Source organism: Arthrobacter sp. 24S4-2 (assembly GCF_005280255.1).
Classification (GTDB): Bacteria; Actinomycetota; Actinomycetes; order Actinomycetales; family Micrococcaceae; genus Arthrobacter.
This window is the reverse complement of the sequence record NZ_CP040018.1, coordinates 3,966,443-3,981,593: the sequence shown is the minus strand read 5'-3', so window position 1 is coordinate 3,981,593 and position 15,151 is coordinate 3,966,443. Positions and strand designations below refer to the sequence as shown.

Below are 15,151 nucleotides of genomic sequence, written 5' to 3'. Positions count from 1 at the left end.
GTGCCGCGACCTTTAGGCAGGACTCAGCCCGGAGCTCCCACCAGCACGAAGAAGAGCTTGCCCTGCGTCGAAGCGCCGGCCAGCTTGCGGGCCTGGTCGGGATCCGCGGCGACCACCATGAGTCCTTCGGTTTCGCCCGTGCCCAGCCATTCGCCGGTTTTTCCGCCCTGACCGGAGGTCCAGAGGACCGGGACGGAGGCCGCCAGGACCTCAGATGCTGCCGCTTGGCCGTAGTCGGTCCCGTTGGTCATGACGATGTTGACCAGTTGGCCCGGCGCCACGAGCTGGATGGAAGACGGATCGGCCATTCTCAACGGCACTGCTGCCGATCCGGGCGCTGTGCCCGCCAGCAACCCCGGCCCCAGCAGCTGCGCGTCGGACAGCAACTGGCCTTTGCGCAGCGGCGCCGCAAGTTGCTTGCCCTGGACTGCGGCGGGATCGGTGAAGGCTCCTGCAGGAACCAGGCCCGGCGGCACGTTGAGCTCCACCACGTCAGCGCCCGTCAGTGAAGCCCCTGCCGGGAGGTCCCTTGCGGACGCCACGGCGGTCACCGTGTGGGCTGGGGCCGGCGTCAGCTGCTGGACGGAGATGCCGGCTGCCGCGCACAGCAGCAGCGCGACCGCGAGGCGGCGGTTGCGGTTAAGCCACCCGGAGAGACGCCGAACCGCGGACGGTCCTGTGCGGCCCGGGCGCCCGGACCGGAACGGTTGCCGGCGCAAATGCGGGGCTGCAGTCCGGTCGGGGCCGGAGCGGCCCGGGGCCCTGGCGCTGCGGGCACGTGTGGTTGGAAGTCCGTTGCTGCGGAGGGTGGCTGGCATACCGGCCACGCTACGGAAGGTCCGCCGGCTGCGGACAGGCCACGGAAGACCTATGTGGAAAACGGCTTCGTGGGGAAACGTCCGCGGACGCCGTCGCCGGTGTTAGTTGGCGGCTGCGGCAGCTGCCGCGGGAGCAGCTGCGGGAGCCGCAGCCGGGGCGGGCGAGACGCTGCCGCCCTTGGTGTCGCGGGAGTCGGTCCGGTAGAAGCCGGAGCCCTTGAAGACGACGCCAACGCTGTTGAACTTCTTGCGAAGCGCACCCTCGCACTCGGGGCAGGAGGTCAGGGAGCTGTCGGTGAACGACTGCACAATCTCGAAGGCGTGGCTGCAGTCCTTGCAGGCATATGCGTACGTGGGCACTGGGGATCCTCCTTTGGGACAAACGAGCAGGTCCCGTGCTGCCCGGTTCGGAACACAGCCGATATGTCTATCGACGGATGTCCGGCCTTAGCAGTCGCAGGGCCTGAGTGCCAATTCTATCATCCGCCGCGGGGGTGCTTCACATCAGGCGCGTGATTCCCGACGGAGTGATCGCCACCGGAACCTGGCGGTCAAAGGGCTCCGCGGGGATACTGCCGGCCGGAAGGACTTCGCCGTCATAAACCACCGCAGCCGCGGGCAACTGAAGGCCGTCGCTTTCGAGGCCCCCCAGGAATTTGTCGTAGTAGCCACCACCCTGGCCGATGCGGTTTCCCGAGAGATCCACGGCGGTGGCGGGGACGAACAGCCCGGCCACGTCCTGCATGATCCCGGCGCCGTGCCGTTCGCCGACAGGCTCCTCGATCGGGGCATAGCTGCTGCGGACGAATTCGGTCGCCGGGGTCCAATAGACCCAGGTCAAGGTCAGGGACGGGCCGCAGACAGGCAGCAGCACCCGGTGCCCGGTGACGTGAAGCGCGGTAATCAGGGGGACCGTGGGGGGCTCGAATCCCACGCCCAGATACGCGGCAAACGTGCTGCGCCCTCCCGCGGCAATCATCGTGGCCCACTGGAGTCCGTGGCGGGCGATGCCTGCTCCGGCGGTTTCCAATCCCGCGGGAGAGACAGCGGCACGCTCGATTCTGTGGGCGGAGCGGATCTCTTGCTTCGATGGCATCAGAGCCTGTCCTTCCATGCCCGGCGGCCCCGGTGCGGGGCTGAACGGGCGGTTCGTGCAATTACCCAATGTTTGGCCCCTGACGTTAGATTAGTCCAGTGACTACCACCAATACTTCCGTCCGCAAGGCTGTCATCCCGGCTGCGGGTCTCGGCACGAGGTTCCTCCCGGCCACCAAGGCCATGCCCAAGGAAATGCTGCCGGTCGTGGACAAGCCCGCGATCCAGTATGTCGTCGAAGAGGCTGTCAACGTCGGCCTCACCGACATCCTGATGATCACCGGCCGGAACAAGCGCGCCCTCGAAGACCACTTCGACCGCGTACCCTCGCTGGAGGCCACCCTTGAAGCCAAGGGCGACACCACCAAGCTCGAAGCCATCCAGGCTGCAAGCAACCTCGGCGACATCCACTATGTCCGCCAGGGCGACCCCATGGGTCTTGGCCACGCCGTGCTGCGGGCAAAGCAGCACGTCGGCTATGAGCCGTTCGCCGTCCTGCTCGGCGACGACCTCATCGATGCCCGGGATGAATTGCTGAGCACCATGATCGAGGTCCAGGCCAAGACCGGCGGCTCCGTCGTCGCCCTGATCGAGGTGGAACCTTCCCAGATCAGCGCGTACGGCTGCGCCGACATCGACGAAACCGACATGAACGGCTACGTGCGGATCCGCAAGCTCGTGGAAAAGCCCGACGCAGATGAAGCGCCGTCAAACCTTGCCGTGATCGGCCGCTACGTCCTGCACCCCGCCGTCTTCGACGTTCTCGAAAACACGAAACCGGGCCGTGGTGGGGAAATCCAGCTCACGGATGCCCTCCAGGAACTTGCTGCCGGCACCGGGGAAGGTTACGGCGTCTACGGCGTCGTCTTCCGCGGCCGCCGCTATGACACCGGGGACAAGCTCAGCTACCTCAAGGCCTGCGTCCAGCTCGCCTGCGACAGCGATGACCTCGGCCCCGGCCTGCGCGAATGGCTGCCGGAGTTCACTGCCTCGCTGGCCAAGTAACGGCCCATGCGGGGCAGTATCTGGCCGGTGACACTGGAGTGCGGCGATATTGTGCTGCGTCCCATCCGGTACCGCGACCGCAAGGAATGGATGGCGGTCCGCTCCCGGAATTCCGACTGGCTGGCACCCTGGGAGGCTTCGAATCCCGCTCCCGGCGGAGCGTTGCCTGACTACCGGCAGATGGTCAGGTCCCTCAACGCCCAGGCCGCCCAGGCCACTGCATTGCCCTTTGTGATCACCGAACGGACACCAGGGCAGCGGGATCCTGTCATCGTCGGGCAACTGACGGTGTCGTCCATTATCTGGGGCTCGGCGATGATGGCCACCCTGGGCTACTGGGTGGACAAGTCCTGCGCCGGCCGGGGCATCGCGCCCACGGCCGTGGCCATGGCCACCGATCACTGCTTCGGAGCCCTCGGACTGCACCGGATGGAAATCAACATCCGCCCTGAGAATGTGCCGAGCCTCCGGGTGGTGGAAAAGCTCGGTTTCCGGGACGAGGGGTACCGGCCGCGGTTCCTCCACATCAACGGGGAATGGGCGGACCACAGGTCTTTCGCCTTGACCTCCGAGGAAGTCCCCGAGGGGCTCCTGGCCAGATGGTTGAGCACCCGCCCGGCCTGATCCGTTCCGGCTTCCCGGCGTCCGCCAGCTGTGTCTTTGGTCATAAATCCATTGATTTGCCAGCTGCCCCGCGACACACCGGAGCTAATGCGAGTGCAGTAGGCAAATTGCTCATACGGTTTTGATTGTGGACTTCCCCCTTAGCAGCTCAGTGATCCTTGTTGTCGCTGTCGCGCTCTGGATTGTGTGGGTGGCCCCGTATGTACTCCGGAATCGCCAGCATCAGCTGCAACCCGCCGTCGAGCTGATGTTCGATGTCAACGATGCTGAACCAGCACAACCCCAAGCCGGAAACGTCATGAAAATGGCCGCCCAGCAGGAGAAACCAATGGAAACCAAGCAGGCCACCGGATCCGCTCAGGGATCCCTGACTTCCGTCGCCGGCCAGGGGCCGGCGAAGGCACGTCCGGGTGCACTCAGGATCCGTTACGGACGATGTGCCATAGCACTCGTGGCACTGGTGTCCTTGCTGACCGGGATTGTGACCGCTGCCCTGCGGGTATTCGGAATCGGCTCATCGTGGGTACCTGTTGCGGCCTTGATGGCGACTGTCGGGGCAGTGGCACTGCTTCGGCGGCTGGCTGTACGGGATCGGCGTGCCAGGATGAACGCCGCCTTCCGTGCGGCCATGCATGCGCCAGCGCGGCAGATGCGGGCCGCCGTGCCGCGTCCTGACCGGGAGCCGGCTGTGGAAGCACCGGAAAGCCCGCTGTTTGACGCCGAGGCGGACCGCCCCCGGGTGAAGCCCCTCACGGCGCAGGAACTCCGGGAGGCAGCACTAGCCGAGGCCAAGGCTTCGGGTGACACGGCCCTCCGGACCGCAGAAGCGCCAGGTTCCGGAGTCGCCGGGGAGTCCAGCTGGGAGCCGGTTGAAGTTCCCAAACCCACCTATGTGGAGGCCGCCAAGGCTGAACGTGCGGCTCCCGAGCCGCTCGCTCTTCCGGAGGCCCCGAAGGCCGTAGGCAAACCGTCCCTGAAGCAGGGACCGGCCGCGGCACCTGCAGCCAGCGCTCCGGCCGCCAAGCCCCTGACCAAGGCGCAGAGCGCATTGAGCAATCTGGACGACGTCCTGCAGCGCCGTCGCGCCTGATCACTGACTTCGACCCGGGCAGCCACTGGCTGCCCGGGGTTTCTTGTTTCCCCGTGGCTGCCGGCCTGTAGCCTCGGAGCATGACTCGCATTTGCGTTGCCGGCGGCACAGGACAGGTTGGCTCCGAGGTGGTGGCCCAAGTCCTGGCGCTGGGCCACGAGGTCTCCGTCATCAGCCGCAACCCGCCGGTTTCCGCCGCCGTGGGTTCTGCAACGGGCGGCGTGTACGACGGCGCGCGGTATTTCCGTGCCGACGTCACCACCGGTGAGGGGCTGGCGGACGCTTTGGCCGGTGCCGCCGTCGTCATCGACTGCCTGGAAGGCAGATCGGGGAAGGCCCTCAGGACGTTCGCCGACGGCGGCGCGAACCTCCTCCGGGCGGCCCGCGACGCAGGGACGGCCAAGGCCGTGCTGCTCCATCATCAACTGTGACCAGGCGCCGCTTCGCTTCTACCGTTCCAAGGCCGACAAGGAACTGGTCTATGCGCGTTCACGGCTGGAGACCGTGACCGTGCGGTCCACACAGTTCCACAGCCTGCTGCCCCAGTTCTTTTCCGCCGGCTCCAGCCTTGGACTCATTCCCGTTCTCAAGGGTGCCCGCTTCCAGACCATTGCGCCTGCGGAAGCGGCATCGGCCCTGCTCGAAGCAGCTTTGGAGGAGCCCGCCGGGGAACTCCACAGGCGGCGGACCATTGGCGGACCGGAGGTCAATGACATGCGGGACCTCGCCGACACCTGGAAGCGCCAGACCGGCTCGCGGGCACGCCCTGTCCGGCTGCCGGTGCCTGGTGCAGTGGGCAGGTTCCTCTGCGAAGGCAGGAACCTTGTCCCGGAACAACGCTACGGAAGCGAGACATTCGGCAGCTGGCTGGCGAAGCACGCCAATAGTTTGTAGCCTAGGGACACCGGTTCGCCTGTTCCTTCGGTTTCTCCCCAGGGATGGCGGCGGCCCGGGGCTATAGCTCAGTTGGTAGAGCGCTTCGTTCGCATCGAAGAGGTCAGGAGTTCGAATCTCCTTAGCTCCACCCAATATGCTCCCTCATCCGGCGCCAGCGCGGGGTGGGGGAGCTTTCTCTTTGCCGCTCCGGCAATGCGCGAATGAACCACCCTCGAGAGGACAGCAGCAATGAGCCTGATCCGGCTGCACGACGTCAGCGTACGATTCGACAATGCCCAGATTCTGCGTGAAGCGTTCTTCCGCCTCGAACCGGGCGACAGGGTGGGTCTCATCGGCAAGAACGGTTCGGGCAAGACCACGCTGCTCCAACTGATCCTTGACCGGATCACACCGGACTCCGGAACTGTCACGGTTGAACAGGGCACCAAAGTGGGCTACTTCTCCCAGTTCTCCGAACTGAACGGGGAAGAATCCATCACGGAGGTCCTCAACGGTCTTTTCACCGGCATCAAGGCGACCGAAGCTGAACTGGCTTGCATCGACTCTGCCATTGCGGCGGGACCCTCGGAGGCTGAGATCGACCGCCTTATCCATCGCCAGTCCGAACTCTTCGAGGACATGGACCGTCTGGGTGGCTGGGACTACCCCCGGCGCATCGATACCGTCCTGACGACGCTGGGGTTCAACGAGGCCCACCGCCTGTGCGCCATCGACCAGCTCTCCGGCGGCTGGCGCAACCGTGCCGCGCTGGCCAAGATTCTCCTTGAAGACCCGGATGTGCTGCTTCTGGACGAACCCACCAACTTCCTGGACGTGGCCGGCGTCGAATGGCTCGAAGGATGGTTCCGGGACTTCAAGGGCGCCGCGATCATCGTCTCGCACGACCGGAAATTCCTGGACGCCGTGGTCACCCGGATCATCGAGGTGGAGAACTTCCACCTGCACGAATACCCGGGAAACTTCGGCGAATACGTCGTGCAGAAACAGTTCCGGCTGAAGTCCCTCGAACAGCAGTTTGTGCACGAATCCGAGCTGCTGGCCTTTGAAGCCGAAGGCATCGCAGACCGCCGCGAAGCTGCCAAGGCCGCGAGCCGCGGATTGGGCAACCAGCTGGCCAAAATCAAGAAGTCCCGCACACCCCGGCCCGTCGACCAGATAGTCACGGAAATATACGGCGGCCTTCACGTGAAGGACGTGCTCTGCCGCGTGGAGGGGCTGGCCAAGTCCTACGGTGACAAGGAACTGTTCCAAGACCTCAGTTTCGAGATCAGGCGCGGGAACCGGATCGTGGTCCTTGGCTCCAACGGCAGCGGCAAGTCCACTTTGCTCAAAGTCATGACCGGCGAGGAGGAGGCGGATTCCGGAGCGGTGACGTGGGCCAAAGGTCCGGGATTTGTCTCCTACAACCGGATGCTGGAGGACCTCGACGACGGCGACACGGTTTCCCACGCGGTCAATGCGCTGCCGGACAGTTTGGCCTTCAGCGCCACCAAGAAATCAGTCAACAGGTTCCTTGCCATGTTCCAGTTCTCCGAGGCGGACCTCAAGCAAGAGATCGGAAACCTCTCCGGCGGTCAAAAGGCGCGGGTCGCCATGGCGCAATGCCTCCTGTCAGGTGCTTCAGTGCTGCTCCTGGACGAGCCCACCAACCACCTGGATCTGTCCAGCACCCAGGTCATGGAGCGGGCGCTGCTGCATTTTCCCGGTGCCGTGGTGGTGGTCAGCCACGACCGCTTCTTCTCCGAGAAGATCGCCAACCGGCACCTCATCTTCGGTGCCGACACAGCGCAGCCCGGCGAAGTCGAGGTTCGCGCAGCCTAGTCAGCGTTAACCGGCGGGCAGGCCGGTGGCCGGTGTCGTTTTTGCCTTGACGGCGGGCTGCGCCGGGGGCAGAGTTAGGGTGCTGCGACTGGGGGCAGATGTGTGCATCTGACGGACCCTGTATGGCTTGGGTCCGTCACAACATCCGCGAATATCTTAGGCAAATATGAGGAGCCACCTCATGCGCAACGGCAACCCCACAAAAACCCTTCGCCGAGACGGCGCTGACAGCACCTGTCCAACCCCGGGACCAGGGGGTCCGGGATTTCGGGGCCGCAGAATCGTACCGCGGCTGATATCGGCTCTTATCGCCGCGGTCCTCCTCTCCGCAACCGCTGTGCCCGCCCGCGCGGTGTTCAACGGCAGCCGGGCAGACTCGGACGACTACGCGTGGGCGGTCAGGGTGGAACTGACGTACCCCGAAGGAACAGGCTGGTGCACCGGATCCCTGATCAAGCGGGACACTGTGGTCACCGCGGCGCACTGCATCCGTAACAACGGACGCAGCCCGTCCGCCATCAGCGTGACCTTCCACTACGGCGAAAGGCGCAACCAGTACACCGTCGCCGTCGCCTCGGCCGTGCCCATGCCGCACTACGACCCGGCGCTGATCAAGGACGATATTGCGTTGATATTCCTGCGGTCGGACGTCGCCGAGCCAACCATCGAACTGGCCTCCTCACCCGCGCCGGTGGGGGAGGAAATCACGGTGGCCGGTTACGGCTGCACCGGGGACCCCTTCAACGTTGCGGCGCCCTGCGACGCCGGCAGGCTTGAGGAAACCCGGCTGACGGCCGTTCCCGCCGCGGCGTGCCCGGACATCGCAGGACCCTGGCAGTTCTGCACGTATTCGCCCTACACGTCGGCCAACCGGGGCGACAGCGGCGGACCCGTCATCTGGTCCGATCACGGTGAACAGAAACTGGTGGGTGTCACGAACGCCATCGAATTGCCGCCAGCCCCCGCGTACCTGAACCTGTCCGCCTCCATCCCTTACGGGCTCGAGTGGATCAGGACCACCGCCGGAGTGCGGTAAGACGGCTCAACGGGGTCGGTGTCCTCAGGACCGGATGGTCCTGAGGACACCGCGGACCGCGATCCCCACCGCGCAGACCACGGGGACCAGCCCGGCCAGGACCATGATGGTGTTGGGCCGGAAGGCCACGTGGCCATGCCCGTTCCGCGTGTACACGCCCAGCGGGAGCACGAAGCCTCCGCCCCCTCCGCCCTCCGCGGCCTGGCCCGCGCCCGCGCCCCCGGTCCCGGCGTCGCCTCCGCCGCCAAACCCGAAGGACACCAGCGCAACGGGAATGAGTTCCTCGCCGCCGATCTGCACGGGCGCGCCGTAAGCCCTCGATACTCCCACGTTCCTGAACGTCTCCACGAGGGAGGAAAAAGCATCAGTCATGCCACCCACCTTATGGACGTGGACCCGAGATCGGAAGACCTCCGGCAGGTCTGAATGTCGCTGCCCTCCGGCCATGGCATGCTGCCGCCGCACATGCCAGTATTTGTGAATCAGGGGTCTCGAGGACAACCCCTGCCGGACAGGAGGCCGCAGGTCATGGTCTACATCAGTGATTTCGTCGACGTCGGCCGGGCGGACGTTGCTGCGGCGGGCGGCAAGGGCGCGGGGCTCGGCGAACTGGTTCGGGCCGGCCTGCCCGTGCCGCCGGGGTTCCTGCTCAACACCGCAGCCTACGAGTCCTTCGTTGAGGCGAACCAGATCGGTGTTGGCATCCAGGGACACGCGTTGCTGCCTGCCACGGCGTCGCCGGATGACTACGAGGATGCATCCCGCCGCATCTGTGCGCTCTTTGCCGGCGGCGCGATGCCGCCGGAGGTTGCGGCTGAGCTCCGCGAAGGGTACCGGAGGCTGGGGCAGGGCAAAGCCAGCGGCCGGAGTCCTGGCCAGGGCATCAGGCCGGACGGAGAGGGAACCGGCGGCGGGGACGCCACTGTGGCAGTGCGGTCCTCCGCCACCGCCGAGGACCTCGTCTTGGCCAGCTTTGCCGGTCAGCAGGATACCTACCTCAACATCCGCGGTATTGATGCACTGACGACGGCAGTAATCAACTGCTGGGCGTCCCTGTGGACCGCCCGCGCGATGGCCTACCGCGCCCGCGAGGGAATACAGCCCGGGGACGTCCGGCTGGCGGTGGTGGTTCAGGCAATGGTGGCTGCCGATGCCGCAGGAGTTATGTTCACTGCCAATCCCGCCACAGGACGCCGCGACCAGATTGTCATTGGCGCCGCGTGGGGGCTGGGCGAGTCCGTGGTCAGCGGGGCAGTTTCAACGGACGATATCGTCGTCGACGCGGCTACAGGCAAGGTGGTTTCCAGGCGGACCGCCGACAAACAGGTCATGACGGTTTATGCCGACCCCGCCACGGGGATGGACGGTACGCGGGAAGTGCCCGTGCCGGAGTCCCGCCGCCTTCGGCCGGTGCTCGACGACGCCGCAGCGGCCAGGCTGGCCGGTTACGGAACCCGGATTGCGGAGCACTTCGGCTCCCCGGAGGACATCGAGTGGGCGCTCGCGGACGGCGAGTTCTTCATCGTCCAGTCCCGGCCCATCACGGCGCTGCCCGAGCCGGCAGGTGAAACGCCAACCGACTGGACGGTGCCGTACGCCAAGGGACTCTACTTCCGCGCGAGCATCGTGGAACAACTGCCCGACCCGCTCTGCCCATTGTTCGCCGACCTTATCGACGGCTCGGTGACCCGCTCGCTGAATGCCCTGCTGGCGGAAGCCTTCGGCAACAGCAGGCTCCGCGACGGCGACCTGGCGCTGCCCACCATCAACGGCTACGCCTACTACTACTACCGGACGGCCGGATTGTGGCGGATGCTGGGGAAGACTCCGGCAGCTGTCCGGGCCCTGATGCGCGGCGAGGCGCACATGGGAATCAAGGGGTGGCGCGAATATTCGCATCCCCGCTACGCGGGCGTGGTGGAGTCCTGGTCGGTGAAGCCCGTCGCCGACCACACCGGGCAGGAACTGCTCGACGGCGTATCGGCGCTGCTCGATGCGGGGACCGTGTACTACACGGCCGTGCAGTCGATCATCCCGCTTGCCGTCACGAGCGAGGTTGCCTTCCAGAAGTTCTACGACAGGCTTGTGCGCGGAGACGGCGATCCGCCGGCCCCGACGTTCCTGCTCGGCTACGAGAGCGAGCCCATCCGGGCGGAGAAGGCCCTCTTCGACCTTGCCGAGTGGTCCCGTGGAGTTCAGGGGCTGGCGGCGGCGATCCTTGGCACGCCAACCAAAGAGCTGGCCCGGTCCCAGACAACAGGAACGGTTCCGTCCGGGATGGATCCGGGGCTGTGGGAGCGCTGGCAACAGCGGTTCCAGCTCCATCTGGACCGTTTCGGGCACGCGGTCTACAACCTGGACTTCGTCAACCCTGTGCCGGCCGATGACCCGTCCCCGCTGCTGGAGGCGGTGAAGTTCTTCCTGCGCGGACAGGGCACCAACCCGCACCGGCGCCAGCAGCGGTCCGCCGCCCGCCGCGAGGAGAGCACCCGCAGGATTCTGGCCAGGCTGCACCCTGCACGCAGGGCCGCCTTCGTGCGTCTGCTCCGGTGGGCCCAGCGTTCCGCGCCGATCCGCGAGGACGCTCTGGCCGACGTCGGCCTGGGCTGGCCGCTGATGCGGCGGATGCTGCGCGAACTGGGGAAACGGCTGGTGGCGGCCGGCGTCATCACGGAGCCGGACGATGTGTTCTGGCTTCGGCACCAGGAACTCCACAGTGCCGTCGAATTCGGGCTTACCGCTTCGGGCGCGCGGACGGCGGCAATCACCGGGACCGACCGGCCGGTCCTCGCCGAAGCCGCCAGCGCGCGCAGGATGGTCTGGCGGGGACAACGCAACGCGGAGGCCCCGCAGATGCTGCCCGAGATTCCTTGGCTGCAGCGGTCCATGGAGGGAATGATGCCGGCGGGCTCCCAGGACCAGCTCGGGAACACGCTCAAGGGGGTTGGCGCCAGCCAAGGCAGGGTCAGTGCCCCTGCACGCGTGCTGGCTGGCCCCGAAGAGTTTTCCCTCATGCAGCCGGGGGAGGTGCTGGTGGCCCGGATCACCACTCCGGCCTGGACCCCGCTGTTCGCCATGGCCTCTGCGGTGGTCACGGACGTGGGCGGGCCGCTGAGCCACGGCTCCATTGTGGCCAGGGAGTACGGCATCCCTGCGGTGCTGGGCACCGGGGTGGCCACCCGGCGGATCGCCAGCGGCCAGCAGGTGGAGGTCGACGGCGACGCCGGCACTGTGACGCTCGGTGCCCTGCGCGGTCCCGCCTAGCAGCCGGAGGTCTGCCCAGCCGGCAGTTCCTCGTCTGATTGCACCCGGAGCAGCCGGGAAAAGGGGCTGTCCGGGCCAAATCCGGGGAGTGGCGCGCCGATAAGGAACACTGTTGCGCCAGCAGCAAACAGCAGCTCGACAACCTCACTGAGCCGCTTCCACTCTGGCGATACGGCGCGGGCGTCCGCCGGAGCCGGGATTCCGTCCACGGCCCACTCACCGAACCGGGCAGCCGCGGATGCCAGATCAGCAGCGGCGACGGTGCCTGCCGTGAGCTCGCGGAAGCCGATCCACAGCAGGCCGCCTTCGGCGCTTTTCGCCTCAAGGGGCGCGCCGCCCACGTCGAGGGTGCGCCGCTGGCCCGGCGCCGGGACGAACAGCCCGAAGGTTCCCAGCTGCCGTGCAGTGCCGGGGCTGATGATCCGTCCCGGGCGGTAACCGGTCTGTTGGCTGTGTTCCACGGAGTCGGTCATCGCCGCTACAGCCATCCTTTTCGCTTGAAAATGGTGTACATCAGTGCTGCCGTTCCGGCCATCATGGCGATCGCCAGGGGGTAGCCGAGCGTCCAGTGCAGTTCGGGCATGTGGTCGAAATTCATGCCGTAGACGCCGGCCACGAAGGACGGGGCGAAGAAGATCGCAGCCCATGACGAGATCTTCTTGACCTGCTCATTCTGCTCGGCGCTGGCCTCATTTTGCCGGTTTGCGGTCAGCGTGCCGTCCAAAGTCAGCGCATTCTGGAGGATGTCGCGGAAGGAATCGGCGCGGGAGATCAGCCGCTCCACGTGGTCCTCCACGTCGCGGAGATGGTGCTGCAGTTCGGTGTCCACAACGTATTTGTCGAATCCGCGCTTGAGCAGCTGCATCATGGCCGGCAGCGGATGGATGGCACGCTGGAACTGGATCACTTCCCGTGCCAGTTCATAGATGCGGCGGGAAACGGCCGGATCCGCGCTGAACAGCTGGTCCTCAATTTCGTCGATGTCGTTTTCCAAGCCCGCAACCACGGGAACATAGTCATCCACCACCTGGTCCATCAGGGCATAAAGCACGGCTTCCGGACCGTGCTTGAGGAGGTCCGGGCGTTCTTCCAGCCGCTGCCGCACCTGGGCGACACCGGCGGTTTCGGCGTGCCGGACGGTGACGACGAAGTTCTTGCCCGTAAAGACGTGGAGTTCGCCGAACTCGACGGTTTCGGTTTCGTCGAGGTACCTGGCCGGCCGGAGCACTGTGAACAGGACGTCGTCGTAGCGTTCCAGCTTGGGACGCTGGTGGGCGGAGATGGCATCTTCCACCGCGAGCCCGTGGAGTGCGAACTCCTTGGCGACCGCAGCCATCTCATCGTGCGTGGGACGGTACAGCCCGATCCACGCCATGCCGCCGTGGTCCGCGAGGGTCTCAAATGTCTGCTCGAGGTTGTGCGGCTCGGCGGTCCGGCGGCCGTTCACATATACGGCGTTGTCGATGATGGTCACGCGCCATTATCGCAGTCATCCGCCGCGCGGGGCCGCCTGCGCGGCGCTTTGGGCGAGCCTGCTGATCAGCGGCTCGGTCCGGTAGGGGATGTGCGTGTGCAGGGCGAGGACGGTCTCCGTGCGGATTACCCCCTTGATCCTCAGGATCGACCGCAACGCAGTCTGCAGGTTGTGCGTATCCGTGGCCACCACCCGGCACCAGACGTCGCCCCGCCCGGAGATTTCGTGGACCTCAAGGACCTGGGGGATCAGGCGCAGGGCGCCCACAACTCCGTCGAGTTCCCGGTGGGACACTTCGATCGTCACGAAGGCGACGACGTCGTATCCCACCGCTTCGAGGTCGATTTCCCGGCCGCCGTCGTGCAGCAGGCCGGAGCGGAGCATCCGCCGGATCCGGGACTGCGCCGTGTTGCGGGCGATGCCCAGCGACTCACTGAGTTCGCCGATCTGGACCCGCGGATCACGGATCAGTTCGAGCAGGATCTTCAGATCCGTATTGTCCAAGCTGTTCAAATCGTCACTTCCGTTCATTATTGCGGGTAGTAATTGACTGTTTTGATCAATTTTGGCACGGATTATGCTCCTCAAGATCATGAATGGCCCATTCTGTAGGTACCAATTATTTCGTCCGGGCCGCGTCCATACCCACAAGGAAGGCGCGTGGCCAGGCACTGCAGGCAAAGGTACGCACATGACTGTCTTCAGCGAACTCCGCATGCGTCCGGCCACCGCCGGACGCTGGGCATGGGACGCTTCCACCACGGCCCGGCTGGTCATGGCGGGCGTTGTGATCTTCACGCTTCTGGTCGGCGCGAACCTCGCAACCCCGCTCTACCCGCTGCTCCAGGCGAAGCTTGGCATCGGGTCCTTCGGCATCACGGTGGCGTTCGCTTCCTACGTCCTGGCGCTGGTGGCCACCCTGATGTTGGCCGGGCACTGGTCCGACCACATCGGCCGCCGTGCCGCGCTGCTGCTCGCCGTCGTGGTGGGGCTGGTGGGCGGCGTGATTTTCGCTACTGCGGACAGCCTGCCGATGCTTTCAGCCGGCCGCGCCCTCCAGGGCGTCGCCGTTGCCCTGGCCACCGGCGCAAGTTCCGCTGCGCTGCGCGAACTGCTGCCCGCCCGTCCGGACTGGGCGTCGCGGTTCACCCTTCTGGCGTCTGCCGGGGGAGTCGCTGCCGGGCCGGCCATCGGCGGTGTCCTGTCGCTGCTGCCCGGGCCGACGTCCACGCCGTACTACGTTCATTCGGTAGTCCTGGTCGCGATGCTCGTGCCGCTGTACCTGCTCAAGGCGCGCCCTGCCATAAAGTCTGCAGCGGGGCCACAGCCGCTTAAGGTGCTGGCGCCGCGCCGCCCCTCCGTGTCCAGTGAGGCGCGGGGGGCCTTCTGGCTGGCTTCCGCCGTCGGGTTCCTCAGCTTCAGCGTGTTCGGTTTCTGCCTCTCCCTGGCACCCGGATACTTTGCCCAGATCATGGGAGCCGATTCCCGGCCGCTCATCGGCGTCCTGGCCGGGCTGACCCTCGGTGCGTCCGCGCTCAGCCAGCTGCTGACCGTCACTGGAAGGTTCGTGGTCCCCGCCGGCCTTGCAGTGCTCGCCGCTTCGGTGCTCCTGATTGCCGCCGCCGCAGTATGGAGCAGCCCCTTGCTGCTGATCGCGGCTAGCCTCGCTGCCGGCGTCGGACAGGGGGTGTCGTTCCGGACTGTTTTCAACGATGTGGCCGGAAAGGTGGAGGCCCCGCGGCACGCCCAAATCATCAGCACGGTGTACGTGATCACGTACCTTGGCAGCGCCCTGCCGGTGATCGGCCTGGGAATTGCGACGGCGGCCTATGGCCTGCAGGCGGCCGTGACCGGCTTTGTGGTGCTTTGCGCGCTCATGGCGTCCGTGCTGGCCGCAGTGACGCTGTCTGCCGCGCTTCGACGGCCTGCCTGACCGTCCTGTCTCAGCGGCCTGCCGCAGCCCGCCAGTGCAAAGAAACTGTTGCAAATAAATCATTGCAAAGAAATGCTTGCAAAGGTTTCTTTGC

At 66.0% G+C, this 15,151-nt stretch carries 16 protein-coding genes and 1 tRNA gene; 10 read left to right on the top strand and 7 right to left on the bottom strand.

The genetic code is table 11. The features are described from left to right. Positions 1 to 23: 23 nt before the first annotated feature. The 3 genes from FCN77_RS18465 to FCN77_RS18455 all read right to left on the bottom strand — a co-directional run bounded on the left by FCN77_RS18465 (position 24) and on the right by FCN77_RS18455 (position 1,914). Positions 24 to 818 (bottom strand): Flp pilus assembly protein CpaB, encoded by a 795-nt coding sequence (locus FCN77_RS18465; protein ID WP_137323441.1) that lies wholly within the window; start codon positions 816 to 818, stop codon positions 24 to 26. Between the two features lie 102 nt (positions 819 to 920). Further along, the gene (locus FCN77_RS18460) at positions 921 to 1,178 is read right to left on the bottom strand and encodes an FmdB family zinc ribbon protein (protein ID WP_137323440.1); all 258 of its coding nucleotides are present in this window, start codon (positions 1,176 to 1,178) and stop codon (positions 921 to 923) included. Positions 1,179 to 1,317: 139 nt separating this feature from the next. Continuing rightward, positions 1,318 to 1,914 (bottom strand): 5-formyltetrahydrofolate cyclo-ligase, encoded by a 597-nt coding sequence (locus FCN77_RS18455; RefSeq protein ID WP_137323439.1) that lies wholly within the window; start codon positions 1,912 to 1,914, stop codon positions 1,318 to 1,320. Between the two features lie 98 nt (positions 1,915 to 2,012). On the opposite strand from FCN77_RS18455, the gene galU reads away from it, so the two are divergent. From galU to FCN77_RS18420, 8 genes are all read left to right on the top strand, one after another. Beyond that, entirely contained in the window at positions 2,013 to 2,918 is a 906-nt protein-coding gene (gene galU / locus FCN77_RS18450) for a UTP--glucose-1-phosphate uridylyltransferase GalU (protein ID WP_137323438.1), read from the top strand. 6 nt (positions 2,919 to 2,924) lie between these two features. After that, positions 2,925 to 3,542 (top strand): GNAT family N-acetyltransferase, encoded by a 618-nt coding sequence (locus tag FCN77_RS18445; protein WP_137323437.1) that lies wholly within the window; start codon positions 2,925 to 2,927, stop codon positions 3,540 to 3,542. 151 nt (positions 3,543 to 3,693) lie between these two features. After that, positions 3,694 to 4,632, top strand: coding sequence for a hypothetical protein (locus FCN77_RS18440; protein WP_137324854.1), 939 nt, complete (start codon positions 3,694 to 3,696; stop codon positions 4,630 to 4,632). An 80-nt stretch (positions 4,633 to 4,712) separates the two neighbouring features. Continuing rightward, positions 4,713 to 5,063: an NAD(P)H-binding protein gene (locus FCN77_RS27050; protein WP_254678625.1), complete on the top strand. Its 351-nt coding sequence runs from the start codon at positions 4,713 to 4,715 to the stop codon at positions 5,061 to 5,063. 79 nt (positions 5,064 to 5,142) lie between these two features. Beyond that, positions 5,143 to 5,526, top strand: a complete 384-nt coding sequence (locus FCN77_RS27045) for a hypothetical protein (RefSeq protein WP_254678624.1) — start codon at positions 5,143 to 5,145, stop codon at positions 5,524 to 5,526. Between the two features lie 57 nt (positions 5,527 to 5,583). Next, positions 5,584 to 5,656: transfer RNA gene (locus FCN77_RS18430), tRNA-Ala, on the top strand. 101 nt (positions 5,657 to 5,757) lie between these two features. Further along, on the top strand, positions 5,758 to 7,350 hold the full coding sequence (locus tag FCN77_RS18425) for an ABC-F family ATP-binding cassette domain-containing protein (protein ID WP_137323436.1): 1,593 nt from the start codon (positions 5,758 to 5,760) through the stop codon (positions 7,348 to 7,350). Between the two features lie 337 nt (positions 7,351 to 7,687). After that, positions 7,688 to 8,386, top strand: a complete 699-nt coding sequence (locus tag FCN77_RS18420) for a trypsin-like serine protease (protein WP_175417311.1) — start codon at positions 7,688 to 7,690, stop codon at positions 8,384 to 8,386. Positions 8,387 to 8,410: 24 nt separating this feature from the next. On the opposite strand, the gene FCN77_RS18415 is transcribed toward FCN77_RS18420, so the two are convergent. Then, complete coding sequence (locus tag FCN77_RS18415) at positions 8,411 to 8,758, bottom strand: hypothetical protein (protein WP_137323434.1); 348 nt, start codon at positions 8,756 to 8,758, stop codon at positions 8,411 to 8,413. 156 nt (positions 8,759 to 8,914) lie between these two features. Here FCN77_RS18415 and FCN77_RS18410 point away from each other — a divergent pair, with 156 nt between their 5' ends. Beyond that, complete coding sequence (locus FCN77_RS18410; RefSeq protein ID WP_137323433.1) at positions 8,915 to 11,650, top strand: PEP/pyruvate-binding domain-containing protein; 2,736 nt, start codon at positions 8,915 to 8,917, stop codon at positions 11,648 to 11,650. On the opposite strand, the gene FCN77_RS18405 is transcribed toward FCN77_RS18410, so the two are convergent. Genes FCN77_RS18405 through FCN77_RS18395 form a run of 3 tightly spaced genes read right to left on the bottom strand, consistent with a single transcriptional unit; the run spans position 11,647 to position 13,655 of the window. Beyond that, entirely contained in the window at positions 11,647 to 12,123 is a 477-nt protein-coding gene (locus FCN77_RS18405) for a cell division protein ZapE (RefSeq protein WP_137323432.1), read from the bottom strand. The two genes, FCN77_RS18410 and FCN77_RS18405, sit on opposite strands and share 4 nt — an antisense overlap. A gap of 5 nt (positions 12,124 to 12,128) precedes the next feature. Further along, positions 12,129 to 13,124: a magnesium/cobalt transporter CorA gene (corA, locus tag FCN77_RS18400; protein ID WP_137323431.1), complete on the bottom strand. Its 996-nt coding sequence runs from the start codon at positions 13,122 to 13,124 to the stop codon at positions 12,129 to 12,131. A 15-nt stretch (positions 13,125 to 13,139) separates the two neighbouring features. Then, complete coding sequence (locus FCN77_RS18395; RefSeq protein WP_137323430.1) at positions 13,140 to 13,655, bottom strand: Lrp/AsnC family transcriptional regulator; 516 nt, start codon at positions 13,653 to 13,655, stop codon at positions 13,140 to 13,142. 160 nt (positions 13,656 to 13,815) lie between these two features. Between FCN77_RS18395 and FCN77_RS18390 the strand changes: the two genes are divergently transcribed. Then, a complete protein-coding gene (locus FCN77_RS18390) occupies positions 13,816 to 15,057 on the top strand; it encodes an MFS transporter (RefSeq protein ID WP_137323429.1) in 1,242 nt (413 codons plus the stop codon). The last annotated feature ends 94 nt before the right edge of the window (positions 15,058 to 15,151 follow it).

Coding starts and splice junctions, on each gene's coding strand:
- FCN77_RS18390 (WP_137323429.1), top strand. CDS start 13,816: ATGACTGTCTTCAGCGAACTCCGCATGCGTCCGGCCACCGCCGGACGC.
- FCN77_RS18455 (WP_137323439.1), bottom strand. CDS start 1,914: ATGCCATCGAAGCAAGAGATCCGCTCCGCCCACAGAATCGAGCGTGCC.
- FCN77_RS18410 (WP_137323433.1), top strand. CDS start 8,915: ATGGTCTACATCAGTGATTTCGTCGACGTCGGCCGGGCGGACGTTGCT.
- FCN77_RS18395 (WP_137323430.1), bottom strand. CDS start 13,655: ATGAACGGAAGTGACGATTTGAACAGCTTGGACAATACGGATCTGAAG.
- FCN77_RS18415 (WP_137323434.1), bottom strand. CDS start 8,758: ATGACTGATGCTTTTTCCTCCCTCGTGGAGACGTTCAGGAACGTGGGA.
- FCN77_RS18405 (WP_137323432.1), bottom strand. CDS start 12,123: ATGACCGACTCCGTGGAACACAGCCAACAGACCGGTTACCGCCCGGGA.
- FCN77_RS18445 (WP_137323437.1), top strand. CDS start 2,925: ATGCGGGGCAGTATCTGGCCGGTGACACTGGAGTGCGGCGATATTGTG.
- FCN77_RS18465 (WP_137323441.1), bottom strand. CDS start 818: ATGCCAGCCACCCTCCGCAGCAACGGACTTCCAACCACACGTGCCCGC.
- FCN77_RS18425 (WP_137323436.1), top strand. CDS start 5,758: ATGAGCCTGATCCGGCTGCACGACGTCAGCGTACGATTCGACAATGCC.
- FCN77_RS27050 (WP_254678625.1), top strand. CDS start 4,713: ATGACTCGCATTTGCGTTGCCGGCGGCACAGGACAGGTTGGCTCCGAG.